18 protein-coding genes, 1 pseudogene and 1 riboswitch are annotated in these 20,938 nt (G+C 34.5%); of the genes and pseudogenes, 13 read left to right on the top strand and 6 right to left on the bottom strand.

The window, feature by feature from the left end:
* The first annotated feature begins 24 nt into the window (after nt 1-24).
* Entirely contained in the window at nt 25-1,338 is a 1,314-nt protein-coding gene (locus tag AC22L0_RS23135) for an ArnT family glycosyltransferase (protein WP_086408452.1), read from the top strand.
* Nucleotides 1,339-1,580: 242 nt separating this feature from the next.
* Here AC22L0_RS23135 and AC22L0_RS23130 read toward each other — a convergent pair whose 3' ends face one another.
* The 3 genes and pseudogenes from AC22L0_RS23130 to AC22L0_RS23120 form a co-directional block, all read right to left on the bottom strand.
* Nucleotides 1,581-2,282: a methyl-accepting chemotaxis protein gene (locus AC22L0_RS23130; RefSeq protein WP_370658441.1), complete on the bottom strand. Its 702-nt coding sequence runs from the start codon at nt 2,280-2,282 to the stop codon at nt 1,581-1,583.
* Nucleotides 2,283-2,336: 54 nt separating this feature from the next.
* Nucleotides 2,337-2,882 (bottom strand): annotated as a pseudogene (locus AC22L0_RS23125) (protoglobin family protein); the annotation flags it as partial.
* Between the two features lie 134 nt (nt 2,883-3,016).
* Nucleotides 3,017-3,649: a trimeric intracellular cation channel family protein gene (locus tag AC22L0_RS23120; RefSeq protein WP_000924369.1), complete on the bottom strand. Its 633-nt coding sequence runs from the start codon at nt 3,647-3,649 to the stop codon at nt 3,017-3,019.
* A gap of 494 nt (nt 3,650-4,143) precedes the next feature.
* On the opposite strand from AC22L0_RS23120, the gene AC22L0_RS23115 reads away from it, so the two are divergent.
* From AC22L0_RS23115 to AC22L0_RS23080, 8 genes are all read left to right on the top strand, one after another.
* Nucleotides 4,144-5,616: an O-antigen ligase family protein gene (locus AC22L0_RS23115; protein ID WP_000880749.1), complete on the top strand. Its 1,473-nt coding sequence runs from the start codon at nt 4,144-4,146 to the stop codon at nt 5,614-5,616.
* 95 nt (nt 5,617-5,711) lie between these two features.
* A complete protein-coding gene (locus AC22L0_RS23110; RefSeq protein ID WP_487272450.1) occupies nt 5,712-6,821 on the top strand; it encodes a glycosyltransferase family 4 protein in 1,110 nt (369 codons plus the stop codon).
* A 21-nt stretch (nt 6,822-6,842) separates the two neighbouring features.
* Nucleotides 6,843-7,583, top strand: coding sequence for a WecB/TagA/CpsF family glycosyltransferase (locus AC22L0_RS23105; RefSeq protein WP_000290748.1), 741 nt, complete (start codon nt 6,843-6,845; stop codon nt 7,581-7,583).
* A 214-nt stretch (nt 7,584-7,797) separates the two neighbouring features.
* Nucleotides 7,798-8,997 (top strand): MFS transporter, encoded by a 1,200-nt coding sequence (locus AC22L0_RS23100; RefSeq protein ID WP_000521077.1) that lies wholly within the window; start codon nt 7,798-7,800, stop codon nt 8,995-8,997.
* Nucleotides 8,998-9,215: 218 nt separating this feature from the next.
* Nucleotides 9,216-9,932 (top strand): LytR/AlgR family response regulator transcription factor, encoded by a 717-nt coding sequence (locus AC22L0_RS23095; protein ID WP_000698256.1) that lies wholly within the window; start codon nt 9,216-9,218, stop codon nt 9,930-9,932.
* A 122-nt stretch (nt 9,933-10,054) separates the two neighbouring features.
* A complete protein-coding gene (gene cstA / locus AC22L0_RS23090) occupies nt 10,055-12,130 on the top strand; it encodes a carbon starvation protein CstA (protein ID WP_000854295.1) in 2,076 nt (691 codons plus the stop codon).
* Complete coding sequence (locus AC22L0_RS23085; protein ID WP_000914504.1) at nt 12,123-12,326, top strand: YbdD/YjiX family protein; 204 nt, start codon at nt 12,123-12,125, stop codon at nt 12,324-12,326. Before cstA ends, AC22L0_RS23085 begins: the two co-directional genes overlap by 8 nt.
* Nucleotides 12,327-12,471: 145 nt before the next feature.
* The gene (locus AC22L0_RS23080; protein ID WP_487272449.1) at nt 12,472-13,530 is read left to right on the top strand and encodes a GGDEF domain-containing protein; all 1,059 of its coding nucleotides are present in this window, start codon (nt 12,472-12,474) and stop codon (nt 13,528-13,530) included.
* 86 nt (nt 13,531-13,616) lie between these two features.
* Here AC22L0_RS23080 and pdxK read toward each other — a convergent pair whose 3' ends face one another.
* Nucleotides 13,617-14,441 (bottom strand): pyridoxine/pyridoxal/pyridoxamine kinase, encoded by an 825-nt coding sequence (gene pdxK / locus AC22L0_RS23075; RefSeq protein WP_000174252.1) that lies wholly within the window; start codon nt 14,439-14,441, stop codon nt 13,617-13,619.
* A gap of 134 nt (nt 14,442-14,575) precedes the next feature.
* On the opposite strand from pdxK, the gene AC22L0_RS23070 reads away from it, so the two are divergent.
* The 3 genes from AC22L0_RS23070 to AC22L0_RS23060 all read left to right on the top strand — a co-directional run bounded on the left by AC22L0_RS23070 (nt 14,576) and on the right by AC22L0_RS23060 (nt 17,633).
* Complete coding sequence (locus tag AC22L0_RS23070) at nt 14,576-16,147, top strand: GAF domain-containing sensor histidine kinase (RefSeq protein ID WP_000488129.1); 1,572 nt, start codon at nt 14,576-14,578, stop codon at nt 16,145-16,147.
* 20 nt (nt 16,148-16,167) lie between these two features.
* Nucleotides 16,168-16,815: a response regulator gene (locus AC22L0_RS23065; RefSeq protein ID WP_000695813.1), complete on the top strand. Its 648-nt coding sequence runs from the start codon at nt 16,168-16,170 to the stop codon at nt 16,813-16,815.
* 191 nt (nt 16,816-17,006) lie between these two features.
* The gene (locus AC22L0_RS23060) at nt 17,007-17,633 is read left to right on the top strand and encodes an FMN-dependent NADH-azoreductase (RefSeq protein ID WP_000246735.1); all 627 of its coding nucleotides are present in this window, start codon (nt 17,007-17,009) and stop codon (nt 17,631-17,633) included.
* Between the two features lie 61 nt (nt 17,634-17,694).
* Here AC22L0_RS23060 and AC22L0_RS23055 read toward each other — a convergent pair whose 3' ends face one another.
* A complete protein-coding gene (locus AC22L0_RS23055; RefSeq protein WP_000703312.1) occupies nt 17,695-18,366 on the bottom strand; it encodes a transcriptional regulator YeiL in 672 nt (223 codons plus the stop codon).
* A 107-nt stretch (nt 18,367-18,473) separates the two neighbouring features.
* Between AC22L0_RS23055 and AC22L0_RS23050 the strand changes: the two genes are divergently transcribed.
* Entirely contained in the window at nt 18,474-19,169 is a 696-nt protein-coding gene (locus AC22L0_RS23050; RefSeq protein WP_000760189.1) for a YjjG family noncanonical pyrimidine nucleotidase, read from the top strand.
* Nucleotides 19,170-19,214: 45 nt separating this feature from the next.
* Here the strand turns inward: AC22L0_RS23050 and AC22L0_RS23045 are convergent, their stop codons facing one another.
* Nucleotides 19,215-20,444, bottom strand: a complete 1,230-nt coding sequence (locus tag AC22L0_RS23045; RefSeq protein WP_000182464.1) for a chloride channel protein — start codon at nt 20,442-20,444, stop codon at nt 19,215-19,217.
* A 321-nt stretch (nt 20,445-20,765) separates the two neighbouring features.
* Nucleotides 20,766-20,870: riboswitch (SAM riboswitch) on the top strand.
* Nucleotides 20,871-20,938: the final 68 nt, after the last annotated feature.

Raw genomic sequence — 20,938 nt, 5'->3', positions numbered from 1 at the left:
TGGAAATAGAGGTGCAATGGACATATGAATCATATACAAACAAATTTTTCATCTTTCTTCAATAAAATTACAATCGGTGCGATGCTCGCATTTTTCGTTTATAGTTGTTGGGCAGCATTTGAGACAAGTAAGCAATTTTTTGGAGGAAGTACAACAAGTGTAACAATCATATTGGCAATTTTCGTCATACTTATTTTGTTAGTGGCATCAATTCTACAATATCGTTTTACAGATAAACAATTTCTTATTTTTCTTATAAGTATATCTATAGTTGTGAGGCTTAGTATGCTGTTATTTGTAGATGCTCCAATAATTGGTGATATGAAAGTGATGTATGAGTCTGCAAAGCAGATTGCAATTGGTAATAATATAGGGACTGTAACTCATTTACCTTTTATTATATATGAGTCGGTAATTATTCGTATATTTGGTGATTCATTATTCGCTTTACAATTATTTAATGTGCTATTTTGCACAGGAACAGCATTATTTATTTATCGTATTGCGGGAATGGTTTTTGGAGAAGAATGCGGTCGTATTGCTTCTATCTTTTATGCTCTGTATATTCCAAATATATTCATGAGTTCCGTATTAACTCCTGAGTCACTTGCAATATTTTTATTTTATTTTGCTTGTTACATACTTTTATATAAAGGATTAGATCATCCTTATATGTGGGTGTTTTCAGCGATTTTACTTGCATTTAGTAATATGATTTTCCCAATGGGATTATTTCTTCCTATTTTTATCACGGTATATGTATTATTAATCGAAGTATTTCAATCAGCAACGAAACAAAAGGTGTTACTAAAAATGATAGGGATACTTATTCTATTTTATAGTGCCCATTTTGGTGTGAATTATGGAATTAAGACAATGGGAATGTCACAATATACGATTGCGAATGAGACGTATGTTCAATCTGTATTAATTGGAAAAACGCAACATGAGGAAAAAATATCGAAAAATCAAAGTGTAACAGGGCATATTGATCAAAAGTTAAAAGAGATTGAGGGAGAAAGATTTAAACTTTTAGAACCGATGATAAATCAGTTTTCAGATGAAGGGATAAATTCTATTCTTTTCAAATGTGAAAAACTGATATATATAGCCGTAACATTGTTTATGACTATAGCTCTATTACACTTCCTTATTAAGAAACAACAAAATGAGGGATATATGTTGTTCTTATTTTTAATTAGTGGCTACGTATTGTTAAAGCTCTTCCGATTAGATATGGCATATTACAATGTAATTATGCCAGCATTGTTTATTTTGCAGAGCTTTGGTGTTTATATGAGTTATGTGTATTGTCAAAAAATATTTTTCAGAAAATAAAAAGAATCCATTCTGGATTCTTTTTTTGATGGAAGATGAAATTTAGTAGTCAGTGCAGATGGAAAGTATGCCTGACTTGAATTTGATCCCGCTATTTTCCAGGCAGTAAGACCCCCACCTCAAAATCAGCGAAAGCAAAGAAGTTAGGTGGGGGGCGGGCTGCCCGTAAAAGCCCGATTGGTGAGGGCTGATAATCAACGGGGGATGAACAAAACCCCCGTTGATTAAAGTTTCACTTTATCTTATCGATTTAGTTCTAGTTGCAAATTATCGGCTGTTAGAGCCATTTGTGAGGAATCATCTTGAATTCCTTTCATTACTTGTGAAATAGCTTGTAGTTCGTGTTCAATTTTCTTATTCTGTTCTTTTGAGTTAGACATATCTTTTACGATTTCTTGGAAGTATCGATCAGTTGCCGACATACTATCCGTTCCTTCCGATACGAGAGAGCTAATTTGTTTCACGGAAGACGATACACGGGTAATTTGTTCATTTGTTTTTTCGACGAGCTTTGTAACGTTAAATATAGATTCTTTCGTTTGCTCTGATAATTTTCGGATTTCACCAGCAACAACAGAAAACCCCTTCCCAAATTCTCCAGCACGTGCAGATTCGATAGCTGCATTTAGTGCGAGTAAATTGGTTTGCTCCGCAATCGATTTAACAATATCTATGATTTCATTAATTTTGTTAGAAATATTGAGAAGTTCATGAGTATCTGTAATAATCGTCTCCATATTCATTTGAATAGATCCCATTCGTTTGTTTTGCTGGTTTAATTGTTCTTTCCCTTTATTCGCTTTTTCTTCAGATGTTGTAGCTAATGATGTACCTGTTTTAGCAATCTCTACAATAGTTTCAGATTTGGCGGTTAGTTTTTGAATAGAAGAGCTTGTTTTTTCAGATACAGCAGCTAGTTCTGTTGCGATATGCGTAATTGTCATAGCAGTTAATTCTTTTTCTTTCTCAAGCTCTTTTTGCATTCTTTCATATTCAGATTCATAAGCTGCAAGAACAAGTTCTTGTTCAAGAGTGAATAATTTATTTATGACATTTATAGAATATGAAAAATCATCGATTGTCGTTATTTTTGTTTGCAAAATCTTCATGATAGAGCGGAATAATTCTTGATAAGCAGCAGTATACCATTTTCGATGTAAACCAATTTGTACATGCCTTTTGGCAATCCTAACACGCTGTTCAATAAAATCTTCATGCATATGGCCGCTGAATAATTCTTTAATATGTGTTTTTAAAGTTTGTTTTAGTTTTGGAATAGAGCTGTAACGCTCAATAATAGTAATTAAATTAGGTTGTTTTGTAATGTTGGCATAGAATTTTTCAGTAATCCAATCAATTTCTGCATAAATAAAAGGCTGTAGTACTTTTACAACTTGTAAATCTTCTTTTGAAATATGTAGCATATCCATTTGAATTTTTAATTCAGAATTAGTAGGTACATTAAAAGTTATTTGTTGGTCCTTACTTAATTCGATTATACTGGCATTTGTTTTATTAATATTTTTTTTGAAAACCCCAAGCATCATTCTTCCCCCTGTATATAAAACGTTTTCAATTTTAAAACTAATATAGAGTAATTATATATGCTTATATATAATTACTCTATATTAGTTCGTTGAATAGTATATAAATTAAGAGAATTCTATCTAGAATTCTCTTAATGGCCTTTATTAATTTTAGCATGTGTTTTAAAGAAAACAGGGAAATGAACATTATATATTACAGTGACGACACGAATAATGAATGTTACTAATAAACAAACATAGAAAGCTAACACGTGCGCCCCCATAGCGTGTGTGATTAGGAAGCTAATTGCTCCTAAGATAGAAGCGATTGCGTAAATCTCTTTTCGGAATACGTAAGGGATATCTTGAGCACAAATGTCACGCAAAATACCGCCTCCAATACCTGTAATGACTCCCATTGAAACAACTAGAAATGAGGCGTCAACATGATGTGACATTGCCGCATTTGCACCAATAGCTGTAAAAACACCTAAGCCAACAGCATCAGAAAGCATAATAACGACTTGAAGTTTATTGATGCGCTCAAAAAACATACAAGTAAATAATGCTGATAATACACTTACGAAAAAGTAAATGGGTTTTACAAATGCGACAGGGGGCAGGTTACCAATCATGATATCACGAATAATACCGCCGCCGAGCGCAGTAGCTACAGCTAAACAAAGGACACCAAATAAATCTAAATCTTTTTTTAAACCAACTAATGTACCAGAAATGGCAGCGGCGATAATGCCAAGAAACGTAAATATATCGATTAATAACATGGCCCTAATCCCTTCCTCTTAAAGATGTTCCAGAGAAAAAATATACACTAAAGTATTGGAAATAACAATTACTTTTCGCTACATGTAGAAAAACGGATAAAATTCATAAAGAAAGCGTTTGAAAATGTTTGGAAAATAGCCATAAAGTAATTTGAAAAAGATATGAAAAGATTAATTTTACATTTTTTGATGTTGTTTATTTGGTAAAACATTACAATTATAGGTAGGTTATTTATATTTGTATAAAATGATAAAAAAATATTTATATACTGACAAAAATAAGGGGATGGTTGTTAGATAGATTTTATAAAAATAGGGGAGTATAGCTAAAGGACGATAATTTCTATTACTGATTAATACTTGTCCTGGCTAGTTTTAGCTGGAAAAATAGTTCTCGATTTGAATATGAGTTATGTTATAATTGCTAGGTGTGTTTGAATGATAAAAAATTATGATTAAAAGATAATGTTAAGATTTTGTATGGAGGTCTTGGAATGTTAGCAAATCAAGCTAGGGTTAGATTTGAGCATTTTTTGCTCTTTTTTATTATTTTACAGCCTGTTTTAGATTTATTAACGTCTCTTAGCATCACTTTATTAAAGTCAAATGCTACCGTTGGAATTTTAGTAAGATTCCTTATTATGGCTGTTGGTGGTATTTACATTTTAATTCAGGCAAAAGAGAAGGAAAATAGAAAGTTTTTAATTTATCTTATATTGTTAGCCGGAGTTTTAGGGATAGGATTTATTAATAACAAACTAGTTAAGGATCCTATTGTACTTAGTGAAGAGGTTAAATTCGTTGCGAAAGCATTATATATATATATCATGCTGGGATCATACATTTTAGCTTTAAAATCATTGAAAAAGACAGTTAATATTAGTGATAAGGTTCGAAATAGTATTGTATATTCTACATTAATCATTAACGCAATTATGGTTATTTCTATTTCAACATCTACTGACTTTGGTAGTTATGAATGGATGAAGGTTGGTTCTCGAGGTTGGTTCTATGCAGGGAATGAACTAGGTTCAATCTTAGCTATTATTTTCCCTATTGTAGTACTATATTCTATTCAAAAAACAAAGAGCTGGAAACACATTCTATATTGGATTCCATCACTTTTAATGATTTATTCGCTAATTCAAGTTGGTACAAAAGTAGGAATGGGCTCAATTGGTGCTACGCTAGCGGCAGCAATCGGGATTATTTTACTACAATTATTATTTGATAGAAAAAATCCGAACAAAAAATCCCTTGCACTTAATGCAGTAATTGCTATTGTCCTATTAGCTGGTGTAGTCGGAACGTTTAAACAAACGCCATTAGCACAAAATATGGGTATTCACAATAATTATTTATCAGAGCAAAATGTGGCACAGCAAGGTCAAAAAGAAAAAGAAATTAAAGAGAAGCTGAAAAAAGAGCAAGAACTTAAAGCAAAAGAAGAAAATCATCATAAAGTTGAAAAGCCAGAAGAAAAGGCGAAGATAGAAGAGGAAGTTAAGAAAGAGCTTGAGAAAGAGCAAAAGAAAGAAAATCAAGAAAATCTTATTTTCAGTGGACGTCAAGTATATGAAGAAAGACATAAGCAGTTCTTTAAAGAAGCGCCAATGTCACAAAAGTTATTAGGAATGGGTTATGCAGGTAACTTTAAATACAATGAACAAAAGCAGCCAGATCCAAAACTAATTGAAATGGACTTCCATGATTGGTTTTATGATTTCGGGATTATTGGCTTTGTATTACTAATGATTCCATTTATTTATTACGGGCTAAGAATTCTACTAGCATTTGCTACGAGATTTAAGGACATATTTAATATAAAATATGGAATGATTTCAGCAAGCTTATTGTTAGCGTTAGGTATTGCTTATATTGCAGGACATATTTTAACAGCACCAGGAGTTGGGATTTACTTTGTAGTGGTGTTAGCTTATCTAATAGTAGACCTAGAAATTGAATGATAAAAATAAAAGCTAACTTTTGTTAGCTTTTATTTTTTAGTACAGTAAAATAAAAATAGATGGAAACGTAGCGAGGATTTAAAGGAGGAAAAAATATGAAAATATTGCATATGAATGCAGGAGCAGAAGATGGAGGAGGGAAAACACATATTATTTCACTTCTCGATCAGTTTCCAACTGGTGAAGTAGAATTAGCAGTATTTGAAGATGGAATTGTTGCGAAGGAAGCAAGGGAGTTAGGGATAAAAGTCCATGTGTTTTCACAAAAATCGCGCTATGATTTATCCATTTTAAAGAATATAAGTGAATTTATTAATAAAGAAAAATTTGATGTAGTTCATACACATGGCCCTAGGGCTAATTTCTATGTTTCTTTAATGAAAAAGAGAATAAAGGCAAAATGGGTAACGACTATTCATAGTGATCCATTTCAAGACTTTACTAAACAGGGCTTAAAAGGTTGGATTTTTACGAAATTAAATTTGAAAGCCTTAAAAAATATAGACTTATTTTTCGTTGTAACAAATAGATTGAAAAAAAGCCTGGCAGCATTAGGTATTTCAAATGAAAAGATGCATGTTATTTATAATGGAATTGAATACGATAAGGAAAAAGCAGAAGGCTATAATAAAAAAGAAATGTTCAATATTGATGAAGATGTATTTACGGCAATCCAAGTAGCACGATTACATCCTGTCAAAGGACATGAAGTTTTATTCGATGCGTTACAACAAACAAAATTAGAGAAAATTAAAGTATTATTAGTTGGCGATGGCCCATTAGAAGAAAATCTAAAGTCATTAGCTACTGAAAAAGGGATTAACGATAAAGTAGAGTTTTTAGGACATCGTCAAGATGTAAAACAATTATTTGCGTCGTCACATGTAAATTTATTAACTTCCCATAGTGAAGGGTTCCCACTAGTTTTATTAGAAGCGGCAAATCAATGCGTACCATCAATTGTGACTAGGGCTGGAGAAATTGAACCATTAATCGTAGATGAAACTTACGGATGGATTGTGCCAACAGGTGATGGAAAGGCATTAGCATTAGCTTTAGAAGAAGCGTATGATAAGTGGAAAACTGGAGAGTTAGCAGCAATGGGTAAACATATTTATGAGCATGCTACTATGAACTTCTCACTTCAGAAACTATATGAAGATACAAAGGAAACATATAAGCAATTAATAGCGAAAAACTTGTAATGATAGAGAGGATAGTTAACTATGGCAGTACAAACAGTTGATATTCTAGGCGTTCCTTTTTCTACAATGACAATGGATGAAACGGTCCAATATTTAAAAGAACAACTAGAAGCGGAGCGAACTCATACGTTTCAGGTAGTAACAGCAAACCCTGAAATTGTTATGTGCGCAAAAAAGGATGAAAAGTTCTATCAAACATTATTGAATACAGATTTAATTACACCTGATGGTATTGGGGTTGTAAAGGCAAGCGGGATGCTTGGTACACCTTTAAAAGAACGTGTAGCAGGTTTTGATTTAATGTGTAATTTACTTGCGAAGTTATCAGAAGATAGTAAGCCGGTATCTGTTTTCTTATTAGGTGCAAAGCCGCATGTTGTACAAGCTGCAGCAGATCATTTAACAAAGACATATTCAGCTGTATCCATCGCCGGTATACAAGATGGTTATTTTAAACAAGAAGACGAAGAGAATATTATTTCTCGCATTCAAGAAGCAAAACCAGATTTATTACTTGTTGCACTTGGTTTCCCGAGACAAGAGAACTTTATCCAAAACAATAAGCATCGTTTAGAAACGAAAATGGCTGTTGGAGTAGGTGGAAGTTTAGACGTATGGGCTGGAGAGGTAAAACGTGCACCAAAATGGATTCAAGCGATTCATTTAGAGTGGTTTTATAGATTATGCAGTAATCCAACACGCTGGCGTCGTCAGTTAGTATTAGCGGAATTTTTAAAAGAAGTAATGCGTTCGAAAAAGTAGCGAAATATCGCTGCTTTTTTTATTTGTTCATTTTTAATAAATTGAAACTTTAATCAGTGAGGCATCCCCACAGATTATTAGCTCTCACCAATCGGGATAGACGTTTTACTTTTTGGGAATGATGAAGGAGAATTTTTTACACAAAAGTATTTTACTTATACAATTCACACATGTAAAATGATGTGTAAAGACACCTGTGTGAGGAGGACTTCTAGTGGGCAAGGTTAAAGAAATTTCGAAGCGCAAACTACTAGGTATAGCTGGGCTTGGATGGCTATTTGATGCAATGGATGTTGGAATGCTTTCATTTGTAATGGTAGCCTTGCAAAAGGATTGGGGATTAAGTACGCAAGAAATGGGCTGGATAGGCAGTATTAACTCAATCGGTATGGCAGTAGGAGCGCTTATTTTTGGGATACTATCAGATAAAATAGGGCGAAAATCAGTCTTTATTATTACATTATTATTATTTTCTATCGGTAGTGGTTTAACTGCATTAACAACAACACTTGCGATGTTTCTCGTTTTACGCTTTTTAATTGGTATGGGGCTTGGCGGAGAGCTTCCGGTTGCCTCTACACTAGTATCAGAGAGTGTTGAAGCGCATGAACGTGGGAAAATTGTTGTGTTATTAGAAAGTTTTTGGGCAGGTGGATGGCTAATTGCAGCTCTTATCTCGTATTTTGTTATTCCTAAATATGGTTGGGAAGTTGCGATGGTATTGAGTGCAGTTCCAGCATTATATGCTTTATATTTAAGATGGAATTTACCGGATTCCCCAAGGTTCCAAAAAGTTGAAAAAAGGCCATCTGTTATTGAAAATATAAAATCAGTTTGGTCTGGGGAATATCGTAAAGCAACAATTATGCTATGGATTCTATGGTTTTGTGTTGTTTTTTCCTATTATGGAATGTTCCTTTGGTTACCGAGTGTAATGGTGCTAAAAGGATTTAGTTTAATAAAAAGTTTCCAATACGTACTTATTATGACATTAGCTCAACTTCCAGGATATTTCACAGCTGCTTGGTTTATTGAACGTCTCGGTCGTAAATTTGTTTTGGTTACGTATTTAATCGGGACAGCTTGCAGTGCTTATTTGTTTGGGGTTGCGGATTCATTAACAGTATTAATCGTGGCAGGTATGTTACTATCCTTCTTTAACTTAGGTGCTTGGGGAGCATTATACGCCTATACACCTGAGCAGTATCCAACGGTTATTCGTGGTACAGGTGCAGGAATGGCAGCGGCATTTGGTCGTATTGGTGGTATTCTTGGGCCACTATTAGTGGGATATTTAGTTGCCTCAGAAGCTTCACTATCATTAATATTTACGATTTTTTGTGGATCAATTTTAATTGGTGTATTCGCTGTAATAATACTTGGACAGGAAACGAAGCAACGAGAATTAGTATAAAGTGAAAATTTGAACGTATCCCTGACCGTTTATTATCCTACACTACTCGGATCTTTATAGGCAGTTAGTGCGGGATAAAAGGGGAGAGGAAACCGAAGTGGTTTCCTTTTTTCTGTTTTTTTAGATAAATAATGGTATAGTAAGAAAAAGGGATTATTTCTTATAAAAGCGAATGTATACAACAGGACATATGGACAAAGAATTAGGTGGTTGAAGAAATGAAAATTTTACTGATTATGGAAGAGGCAGAAGAGAGAAGAGAGTTAGCTGAAAATTTCACTGAAAATATGAGAAATGTAGAATGTTTTGAAGCAAAGACAGGAACAGAATCTTTATTTATGATGAAAAAACATATACCAGACTTTGTTTTTTTAAGTTCCAAATTACTAGATGGTACTGGTTTTGAATATGCAAGTTTATTACGAGAAATAAATTGCTATACAAAATTTATTTTTGTAGGTGAAAACATAGAAGAATCTATTACAGCTTTTCGTTTCCAAGCATTTTATTATTTATTGCGACCATTTCGTGAAGAAGATTTACAATTTCTTTTATATAAAATAGGTAAAGAACAAGGTGAGAAAGCAAAGAGTTATTTGCGAAAACTACCGATAGAAAGTCAAGAGGGGATACGATATATTCTTCCAGAAGATATCGTATATGTAAGTAAAAATAAAGAAAATAAAACTGTTTCAATTTACACAACGAATAATCAGTATATTTCAACATATACACTTCAGGAATTAGAAAATAAGCTAAATGCATATGATTTTTTACGTGTACATAAAAGCTATTTAATTAATATGTCATATGTAAAAGAACTGAAACCTTATTATAATGGCACGTATAATTTGTATTTAGATAGGTATGATGAGCAACCGATTCCAGTCAGTCGTAATTATGTAAAACGCCTTCGAAATAACATTGAATTATAGTAGGTAATGAGAGTATTTTAACATGATAAACTGAAAATCCTTCATGATAGGGAGGATTCAAGTTAAATATTCAGAAAATTTAGTACAATCTCCACTAAGAAATAGTATTGGGGGAATTGTATGTGAAGACATTGAAATCGATCTTACTTTGGGGCATTATTACAGCAGTAGGAGCAGGTGCTTTTGGGGTAGTAGCTTTATCACAAGGTGAAACCATTAATGCTGTATGGCTCTTAGTAGCTGCCGTATGTGTATATGCAGTTGCTTATCGCTTTTATAGTAGATTTATAGCGAGAAAGGTTTTTAATTTAGATGATAATCGGCAAACACCAGCCCATACATTAAACGATGGGAAAGACTATGTTCCAACAAATAAGTGGGTATTGTTTGGACATCACTTTGCAGCGATTGCTGGGGCGGGACCTTTAGTAGGACCGATTTTAGCAGCACAAATGGGATATTTACCAGGAACCATTTGGATTATTGTTGGGGTAGTTGTTGCGGGGGCTGTCCAAGATTTTGTCATTTTATTTGCTTCGATGAGACGTAATGGTAAATCGTTAGGAGAAATGATTAAGGATGAGATTGGACCTGTTACAGGACTAATTGCAATGATAGGTATTTTAGGAATTATGATTATTTTATTAGCAGTATTAGCGTTAGTCGTAGTAAAGGCACTAATCGGAAGTCCTTGGGGAATGTTTACGATAGCAGCAACGATTCCTATCGCTATTTTAATGGGAGTTTATATGCGCTATATTAGGCCTGGTCGTGTTGGAGAAGGATCAGTAATTGGTATTATCCTACTTATTTTATCTCTTGTTGGAGGACAGTATGTAGCAGAAAATCCAACACTTGCAAGTATGTTCACATTTAGTGGTGAAACAATTGCTATTATGCTTATTGTATATGGATTTATCGCATCGGCATTACCAGTTTGGATGCTTTTAGCACCACGTGATTATTTAAGTACATTTTTAAAAGTCGGAACAATTGTAGGGTTAGCAATCGGTATCTTAATTGTAGCACCAGATTTACAAATGCCAGCAGTTTCGAAATTTATTGATGGAACTGGTCCTGTGTTTTCTGGAAACTTATTCCCGTTCTTATTTATTACTATTGCTTGTGGTGCAGTGTCTGGATTCCATGCTCTCGTTTCATCAGGTACGACGCCGAAGATGATCGAGCAAGAGGGACACGCACAGCCAATCGGTTATGGAGCAATGTTAATGGAGTCGTTTGTAGCAGCGATGGCGATGATTGCGGCTTGTGTATTAACACCGGGAACGTATTTTGCAATTAATAGTCCCGCAGCACTTATCGGTACAGATGTTTCGCAGGCAGCTCAAGTTATTTCCTCATGGGGATTTGCTATTACACCAAATGAACTAAAAGATCTCGCTGTAAATGTTGGAGAGCAAACAATTTTATCACGTACAGGTGGTGCGCCAACATTAGCGATAGGTATGGCATATATTTTCTCACAAGTAATAGGTGGAACGGCCATGATGGCATTTTGGTATCATTTTGCGATTCTCTTTGAAGCTCTATTCATTTTAACAACAATTGATGCCGGAACGCGTGTCGGCCGATTTATGATTCAAGATATTTTAGGGCATGTATATAAGCCATTTGGGAAAACGGATTCTACATTAGCGAATGTAATCGCTACAACATTATGTGTATTAGGGTGGGGATATTTCTTATACCAAGGGGTAATAGATCCGCTCGGTGGAATTAATACATTATGGCCACTTTTCGGTATTGCAAATCAAATGCTAGCAGGTATTGCATTATTACTTGGAACGACAATTTTGTTCAAAATGGGAAAAAAGGCGTACGTTTGGGTAACACTTATTCCAACTGTCGGGTTGCTGATTGTAACGATGACGGCGGGGTATCAAAAGCTATTTCATGAAAATCCTAAAATTGGATTTCTATCGCATGCAAAGGTATTTCAGGGAGCATTAGATGAGGGAAAAGTGTTAGCGCCAGCAAAAAATGTTGCTCAAATGAAGCAAATTATTTTCAATGATTATATCGATGCAGCGCTTTGCGGAATTTTTATGATAGTTGTAATCGCTGTGTTAATTTCAGCACTTCGAATTTGGATCCAAGTATTAAGAAATAAGCCAATGCCGTTAAAAGAGGCACCATATATTCCTAGAGATGAAAGTGAGTCGAGGAACTATGCTTAAAAAGTTGTGGCAAGTATGGGGTGAAAGAAAACGCTTTATTAGTTTGCTCGTTGGGGTACCAAGTTATGAAGTATATGTGGAGCATATGAAAAAGCATCATCCTGAAGAAGAGGTTGTATGTCAAAAGCAATTTTTTGCTGAGGCACAAGAAGCAAGATTTAATGCAAAGGGTGGAAAAATATCACGCTGTTGTTAATGAAAAAGGGCGAGTTTTCGCCCTTTTTATTTTTTTGCTGTTTCACGTGGAACAGCAAAAATAAACAAAATATTTGGGAATTAAAGGTATTTCGTATACAATAAGGTGAGGAAGGGGATAGATGGAAAAGTAGGGAGATTATTTTATGTTAAGGGACTTATTTGTAAATACAACAATTATTCTTTCCTTTATTTTTATTGGAGGTCAGCTTTTAAGGGATAAGCCGTTAAAAGAAGGATTCTCTTTTGGGCAGAAATGTGTAGTAGGCATTTTTACTGGGATACTAGGTATAGTATTAATGTATTTCAGTGTTCGTGTTGGTACCATTCTATTGGATTTACGCTACTTAGCTGTTATTCTAGCTGTTATTATTGGAGGACCGATAGCGAGTACCATAACAATTGGTATGATTTTAGTAACTAGGCTGTTGTTTATGGATTATTCATTAGCTTCTCAAGTGGCTTTTTATACAATCATTGCGATAGGAATAGGGAGTATCTTTATTTCGCGCATGAAGCTTTCTTTAGGGGGAAAGTGGGTATGGTTACACACATATATTTTATTTATTCTAATCCCAGCGTTATATATATGGTTAATTAAAGAGATCCACATAGTGGGATTATATTTAATTTCTAGTATTATTACAGGTTACATAACATTCATAAGTGCAAATTATGTTTTACAATCCAATGAGTTATTTCAAAAGATGAAACAATACGCAACGATAGATGCATTGACAGGTTTAGGAAACGTAAGACAGTTTGATTTAGAGATGAATCGTCATATTAGTAATAAGAACATGAAAAATGATTCGTTTTGTTTACTACTTATAGATATTGACCACTTTAAGTATGTAAATGATACGTACGGGCATCCTGCAGGGGACGAAGTGCTAAAACAAGTAGGATGTATTTTACGAGAAACTTCACAATTTCCAGATTTGGCTTTTCGAAAGGGTGGAGAGGAGTTTGCGCTTTTGATACCGAATAAGGGATTAGCTTACGGAATTCTTATGGGCGAGCAAATTCGTACAGCTGTTGAAAGTCACTCATTTCAATTGTTAGATGAAACGAAAATAAAAATTACAGTTTCGGTGGGGGTTTCAGAATATGAAGGATCACCGGAGCAATTTATTCAAGCGGCAGATGATGCGTTATACTACTCGAAACGAAATGGTAGAAATAAGGTCAGCTCTGTATCTTAAAGATAAGATGACCAGAAGACATAAAGCTTATAAAAAACACTCACAGAGGCAATGTATGAACTTTGTGAGTGTTTTTTATTTATATATTAGACAAGTTCTTTTGATACAACAAATTTACGATATGCACCATGGTGAGTTGGACCTACGTATTCGTTAATTTTGAATGAGTAACGAATAGCAGCTGTGATGAATTCTTTAGCAGTTTTTACTGCTTCTTTCACAGGTTTTCCTTTTGCAAGTTCTGCTGTAATTGCAGCAGAATATGTGCAACCTGCGCCGTGTGTATTTGTCGTATCAATTTTTTCTGATTCTAGAAGGTCGAATGTTTCTCCATCATATAGGACGTCGATTGCAGTTTCCGTACCAAGTTTGCTACCGCCTTTAATTAGGACGTATTTCGCACCTAAAGCATGGATCTTTTTCGCTGCTTCTTTCATGTCTTCAAGAGAATTAATCTTTACGCCACTTAATTGGTAAGCTTCAAATAAGTTTGGTGTTACAACTAATGCCTTTGGAACAAGAACGTCACGTAAGCAATCATTCGTTTCAGGATGTAATGCTTCATCAGCACCTTTACATACCATAACAGGGTCAACTACTACATTTTTGAAATTGTGCTTTTCGATTGTTTCTGCAACCATTTCAATAATTTCTACTGATCCAAGCATACCTGTTTTTAAAGCGTCTACGCCAACACCTTCAATTGTTGTTTCTAATTGTGGTTTTAATGTAGAAGCTGGGATTGGAAATACGTTATGTGCCCAACCGTTATGTGGATCCATCGTTACGATTGTTGTAAGAGATGTCATTCCGTATACGCCCAGTTCTTGGAATGTTTTTAAATCTGCTTGTATACCAGCACCGCCACTTGTGTCAGAACCAGCGATAGTAAGTGCTTTATTTAATGTCATTATGAAAGCCCCCTCGAGTGATATAATGAAAACTATGTTCTCACCATTATATCAATGTTACGAATAAGTACAAAGTGAAAAGTAGATGATTTATTTTAAGAGCTATTTAAAATCTTGTATGCAGGAGACTGAGTATGTTTCGAGATAATCGTACAAATGAATTAGTTATATTAAAGGAAATTGCAGAAACATTAAATACATCAAATGATACATATCATGTATTGCAAGCTGTCCTAGAGAAATTACTAAGTGTAACAGGTTTAACGACAGGATGGATTTTTCTTGCGGATGAAAATGGGAAGTATACGAAGTTAATTGATTATCAATTACCAGAGGCACTTACATATGAAAATAAACGCCCGATGTGCGAAGGTGAATGTTGGTGTTTACGAGGTTTTGTAGATGGAAAATTAGAGAGAGCCGTTAATATTATTGAATGTAAAAGAATTAATAATGCAATTGAATATAATTGGGGGGATACGGAGGGCATTCTTCATCATGCTACGGTTCCTTTAAAAGCTGGGGGAGAAAAATTTGGGTTGTTAAATGTTGCAAGTCCGGGTAAAACACATTTTTCAGAAGAAGAATTAGTATTACTCCAATCGGTTGCCTTCCAAATTGGTACGGCTTTAAAGCGAACAAAATTATATGAAAATGAAAAGAGAAGAGCACATTATTATGTGAAATTAGAGCGTTTCATTCAAGATTTAAAAACGATTCATAAGTTTAATGTACTACCTGAAAAAGTGGTAAATCACGTAGGTGAAGTATTTCAATGGAATCAAGTAGCGCTTTTTATTAGGGAGGAAAAAGAATTATCTCTGCGAGCGTCTTACGTTCAGGAAGAGTTAAAAGAGGATATAAAAGAGGCGGCCAAGAGGGCGTTAGAACAAGATGAACCAGTTCTAATAAAACATCAAATAGGACATAATGTACATCTAAATCGAGCTGTTATTGCTACACCAATACATATTCAAAACCATATATTTGGTGTTTTATGTGTTAGCCTGAATAATGGAGAGTTTGATGCTAATACAATAGACGTAATTCAAGCATTATCGAACCATGTTTCGTTAATAATAGAGAATTTGAGGTTAAACGAGCAGCGCCGTGAACTTGTGCGAATGGAAGAAAGAAATCGGTTAGCAAGAGATTTACATGATTCTGTTTCGCAAAAATTATTTTCATTAACCTTCATGACAAAAGGCGCCGAGGCAGTTTTAAAAGGTAAAAATGAAAAGGTAGATCAATCTTTGCATGAGATGCGTGAACTTGCGCAAGGAGCTTTGAAAGAAATGAGGACATTAATTTGGCAGCTTCGTCCGGCGGGATTAGAAAAAGGATTATTGCCAGCTCTAAAGCAGTACGGTGAAAATTTGGGACTGAAAATTAGGGAGCAAGTTACGGGTGTTCGTGATTTACCTCGTGTAGTAGAAGAAGCTTTGTGGCGCATAGGCCAAGAAGCACTGAACAATGTAAGTAAGCATGCAGGTATAAAAGAAGCGACGATTTATTTTACAGTGAATGAGAAAAATGTATCATTAGAAATAGTTGATCAAGGAAAGGGATTTGTGGAAAAGAATATAAAAGAAAAGAAATCACTAGGTATGATTACGATGCGTGAAAGAGTAGAATTAGTTGGTGGAACAATTAAAATTGTAAGTAGTAATAAACGAACGAGCGTAAAAGTAAATGTACCATTATGATGTGAAAATGAGGGAAGTTTGTGAAAATAAAAGTATTGTTAGTTGATGATCATACAGTCGTTTTAAAAGGATTAGCATTTTTCTTAAGTACACAGGAAGATTTAGAGTTAGTTGGAGAAGCGAATAATGGGAAAGAAGCGTTAGTGAAAGTAGGAGAAACAACTCCCGATGTTATATTAATGGATTTATACATGCCTGAAATGGATGGTGTTGAGGCGACGGCATATATTAAAAAAGAGTATCCAAATGTGAAAGTAATTGTATTAACTAGCTTTTCTGATCAGGCGCATGTGTTACCTGCATTAAGGGCTGGAGCAAGTGGGTATATTTTAAAAGATGTAGAACCAGATCAGCTTGTTGAGGCTATTCGAAGCGCATATAAAGGTAATATTCAATTACATCCGGATATAGCAAATGCTCTTCTCTCTCAAACATTACCTGTAGAAGAAAAGGAAGAAGAACCTTCTATTCAAGTGGATGTGCTAACAGCGAGAGAAAATGAAGTATTGCAGCTATTAGCGAAAGGGATGAGCAATAAGGAAGTTGCATCTGTTTTAGTTATTACAGAAAAGACGGTTAAGGCGCATGTAAGTAGCATTTTGAGTAAGTTGAATTTATCTGATCGTACGCAAGCGGCATTATATGCAGTGAAAAATGGAATTGTATAAGACGAAAGTCGTAAGACCAAGTTCGCCTTTGGAAGGTGGACTTTTTTTATGGAAAAATACGTCTATGTGAGGACGAAATTGTCATTATATAAAGATAAAATATGTTTGTAAGCAACAAAACAACAATTACAAGGGATACCTTTTTTGAAAGCATATAACAACATAAGAGTGAGTACTAGGAGGAATAAATAATGGCAACAGTTTTATTCGTTAAAGCAAATAACCGTCCAGCGGAACAAGCAGTTAGTGTAAAATTATATGAGGCATTTTTAGCAAACTATAAAGAAGCACACCCAAATGATACAGTAGTAGAACTTGATTTATATAAAGAAGAATTACCATATGTAGGCGTAGATATGATTAATGGTACATTCAAGGTAGGTAAAGGATTTGATTTAACAGAAGAAGAGGCAAAAGCAGTAGCAGTTGCTGATAAGTATTTAAATCAATTCCTAGAAGCTGATAAAGTTGTTTTCGGCTTCCCATTATGGAACTTAACGATTCCAGCAGTATTGCACACATATATTGATTATTTAAACCGTGCTGGTAAAACGTTCAAATATACGCCAGAGGGTCCAGTTGGCCTAATCGGAGATAAGAAGATTGCATTATTAAATGCAAGAGGCGGCGTATATTCAGAAGGTCCAGCAGCTGAGGTAGAAATGGCTGTTAAATATGTAGCAAGTATGATGGGCTTCTTCGGCGCAACAAACATGGAAACAGTAGTTATTGAAGGGCATAACCAATTCCCAGATAAAGCAGAAGAAATCATTGCTGCAGGTCTTGAAGAAGCAGCTAAAGTAGCAAGTAAATTTTAATTAAAAGTATAATCGTCACTCGAAAAAACAGCATTAACATGTAAACGTTAATGCTGTTTTTTTATATTTTTAGTTCATCAGCAAGTTTTTCTAATGTATTTCGATCTTGTATATAATATGTTCGGCCTTCTTTTCTTAAATAATTTTGTTGGCAAAACTGATTTAATACATATAAAAGATGACGGTAGCTGACATTTAAATATTCCGATGCCTCGGTATGTTTTTCTATATAACAATTATTTTGCTCTGTTAATAAAATAAAAGCAGCTAATCGATTTTCAAAAGGATAACTATAGTTTTTTGCGTAATTTTCAGTGCGAGTAATTGTCTTTTCTCCAATAAATTTACATAAGTGCTGTAAAAACGTTGCATCTTGTAATAAAAGTTGCTGACAATCTTTAAGAGGAAGTGCCAAACACACACAATCTTCTAGTACTTCAACGGACTTAGTAATATTTTCTACTCCTATTAATCCTAATTCCCCGATAAAAGATGGTGCTTGAATAAAATTAATTAATGAAACCTTCCCGTTTTTATGACTCATATATATTTTTGCCTTCCCAGAAATTAAGTAATAGAGATAAGGGAGAGTATTTCCTTCGCTACATATCATCTCTTTCGTTTGAAAAGAATGTAGCTCTACATATGGCAAGACATGAAATGAAAATAGGGTATGGAATTGATGGATTTGCATGTATTGATAAATTTCTTCCTCATTTTTGCTGATTTTCATATTTTCACCCCCATGTATAGTATGAGATATCTCCTATTATCTTTACAAGAAGGAATGATACGATTTATGTAAATTTGTTTTTGTAGAAAAGAGAGTGTGATGAGTTTATGAAAAAATATAAAACATTGCTATTTGATGTAGATGATACATTATTAGATTTCCAAAAGGCTGAAAAAGTGGCTTTACGGGTGCTTTTTGAAGAGAAGGGAATCCCTTTAACAGACGAGATAGAGGCTCGTTATAAAAAAATAAATAAAGGTCTTTGGGATGCTTTTGAAAAAGGTGAACTATCACGCAATGAAGTTGTAAATACACGATTCTCTCTGTTGTTTAAAGAGTATGGAGAAGAAGTAGACGGAATATTATTCGAAAATAATTACCGTAACTACTTAGAAGAAGGAAATCAACTCATGCAAGGTGCGTTTAAATTTATAAATCAAATTCAAGGGGAGTATGAGTTGTATATAGTGACAAATGGTGTTTCTAAGACGCAAGATAAACGTTTGCGTAATGCAGGGTTACATTCATTGTTTAAAGATGTTTTTGTTTCGGAAGATACAGGTTTTCAAAAGCCGATGAAAGAGTATTTTGATTATGTTTTTGAACGGATTCCTAACTTTGCACCTGAAGAAGGGCTGATTATTGGAGATTCATTAAGCGCGGATATTAAAGGTGGATATGTAGCGGGAATTGATACTTGTTGGTTTAATCCAGAAAGGAAATTAAATGATAGTGGGATTATACCGACATATGAAGTGCATAATTTTGAGGAGTTAGAAGCGTTATTAAAGCAGCATGTGTAATAAAAAAATAGGCAGTGGAGCTTTCATCCCCACTGCCTATTTTTATTAATTTTTATTTTCGTTATGTTTTGGCAGCGGAAAGGCATTCCCGATAGCAGCTGCACCAAGCATGGGCAATAGTAAATTAAGCGGGAAAAACATAAGTAATAGTAATGTTATAGCTATTGGCTTTCGTAACGCATAGCTTGAAATTGCTGTCGTTACGATGGCAACAGATGCTACTGGATCTATAGGAAGAATAGATGCTACAGCGTATCCGATACTTGACCCGGAAAATATAATTGGGAAGATATGTCCACCTCGCCACCCTGTGTTCAAACAAACGGCAGTAATGCACAACTTTAAAATCCCTGAAAGAAGTAGTATCCAAAAAGATAAATGGCTCCATTCAACAACTAATTCTTTTAATTGATGTTCCCCTGAAAATAATGTGTACGGAAGAAAAGTTCCCGCAATTCCTAATAAAATACCACCGATAATTCCGAGTGTCAGTTTGTATTCCCTAAAAGGGTGGATTAACTTCTCTAATGTGAATTCTAACTTGAAATAAAAGAAACCAACTATAGCACCGATACTAGCAAGTGGAAGAAATGCGATCCATTCATTGAAAGAAAGTGCACCTTCCCCGAAATCAACAATAAAGGATCCACGATTATCGAGTTTACTCAGTAGTAAATAAACAGAAAAACCTGCGAAAGTAGTAGCTAAGTATACAATCGCCTTTTTTCCTTTAGAAAAAGCAGCAATTTGTTCCCCCTCATTTTCATTTGGTGCTAAATAACCGAATAATGGTGCGTTAAAAATGACACTTAAAGTAGCTCCAATTCCGATCTCGGTTAGCTCATTCATACCCTTTAAGGCAAATTTAAAGCGATCCCCTACCCATGTGCACAGTCCGCCTATAATTCCAACTAGTGCGGCTTCTGGACCAAGACTAGCACCGAAAATTAAAACAATAATCGCTGTTAAAGTAGCCTGATGGACAAAGCGATATTCGATTCGACCAGTTTTTTTATATTCAGCCATCACTTCAGGCATAAGGCGTGGGTATGTACCGAAATGTTTTTGTGATAGACCAACAAGGACCCCGCCAATTATTGTTACGCAAAGGGTGTAATAAGAGGGAAAAGAGAGAACTTCAGGCAAGTATCCCCAAATAAAGTGGATTCCAATATTTATTGTGACTAAAAATAACCAGACTGTAGCTCCTACTATAGATCCTAGAAGAATGCCATATAGAGCAAGTATGTACTGCATATCTTTTTTATTTGTCATGTTATACCTCCGTTATGTAAATCTTAGTAGGTAAAAAAGTGAAATATACTAGTGAAAAATGGATTGAATATATATAGTATCTTTTTGAGAAGATGGCCTATTCAACATATAGGCTAACTTTAGGGGAATTTGAATTTATAGGTTAAATTACTTATTTAATTTTATAGACTGATTTGAGGTTTTTAAAGGTCTTTTTTGAAATAGACTAGAATATATTTCTTTTGTTGCTTTATATGAAACTGTTAACATTTATTTTAGAACATTCAGAAAAACCGTTTGACATTAGGAAATTATTGCTATAAAATCAACGGTAATTGCATAGTCTTATCAAGAAAAGGTGGAGGGACAGGCCCGATGAAACCTTGGCAACAGCCGTATAACGGAATTGTGCCAAATCCTGCAGGTAGTAATCCTGAGAGATAAGAAAGAGCCTTTAGAGCGTGTTTTCAAACTGCTCCTTTCTTGTTTTCAGGAAAGGGGCAGTTTTTTATTTT

The organism is Bacillus sp. LQ01, from assembly GCF_057624735.1.
The sequence above is the reverse complement of the archived record's forward strand: the minus strand, read 5'-3'. Positions and strand labels throughout refer to the sequence as shown.

Bases quoted from the DNA above. Each gene is read 5' to 3' on its own strand.
- AC22L0_RS23085 (WP_000914504.1), top strand. From the start codon at position 12,123: ATGCTTAAAAAGTTGTGGCAAGTATGGGGTGAAAGAAAACGCTTTATT.
- pdxK (WP_000174252.1), bottom strand. From the start codon at position 14,441: ATGACATTAAATAAAGCACTTACTATCGCTGGTTCTGACACAAGTGGC.
- AC22L0_RS23120 (WP_000924369.1), bottom strand. From the start codon at position 3,649: ATGTTATTAATCGATATATTTACGTTTCTTGGCATTATCGCCGCTGCC.
- AC22L0_RS23060 (WP_000246735.1), top strand. From the start codon at position 17,007: ATGGCAACAGTTTTATTCGTTAAAGCAAATAACCGTCCAGCGGAACAA.
- AC22L0_RS23070 (WP_000488129.1), top strand. From the start codon at position 14,576: ATGTTTCGAGATAATCGTACAAATGAATTAGTTATATTAAAGGAAATT.
- AC22L0_RS23135 (WP_086408452.1), top strand. From the start codon at position 25: ATGAATCATATACAAACAAATTTTTCATCTTTCTTCAATAAAATTACA.
- AC22L0_RS23055 (WP_000703312.1), bottom strand. From the start codon at position 18,366: ATGAAAATCAGCAAAAATGAGGAAGAAATTTATCAATACATGCAAATC.
- AC22L0_RS23105 (WP_000290748.1), top strand. From the start codon at position 6,843: ATGGCAGTACAAACAGTTGATATTCTAGGCGTTCCTTTTTCTACAATG.
- AC22L0_RS23045 (WP_000182464.1), bottom strand. From the start codon at position 20,444: ATGACAAATAAAAAAGATATGCAGTACATACTTGCTCTATATGGCATT.
- AC22L0_RS23130 (WP_370658441.1), bottom strand. From the start codon at position 2,282: ATGACAATTACGCATATCGCAACAGAACTAGCTGCTGTATCTGAAAAA.
- AC22L0_RS23080 (WP_487272449.1), top strand. From the start codon at position 12,472: ATGTTAAGGGACTTATTTGTAAATACAACAATTATTCTTTCCTTTATT.
- AC22L0_RS23115 (WP_000880749.1), top strand. From the start codon at position 4,144: ATGTTAGCAAATCAAGCTAGGGTTAGATTTGAGCATTTTTTGCTCTTT.
- AC22L0_RS23095 (WP_000698256.1), top strand. From the start codon at position 9,216: ATGAAAATTTTACTGATTATGGAAGAGGCAGAAGAGAGAAGAGAGTTA.
- AC22L0_RS23110 (WP_487272450.1), top strand. From the start codon at position 5,712: ATGAAAATATTGCATATGAATGCAGGAGCAGAAGATGGAGGAGGGAAA.
- AC22L0_RS23050 (WP_000760189.1), top strand. From the start codon at position 18,474: ATGAAAAAATATAAAACATTGCTATTTGATGTAGATGATACATTATTA.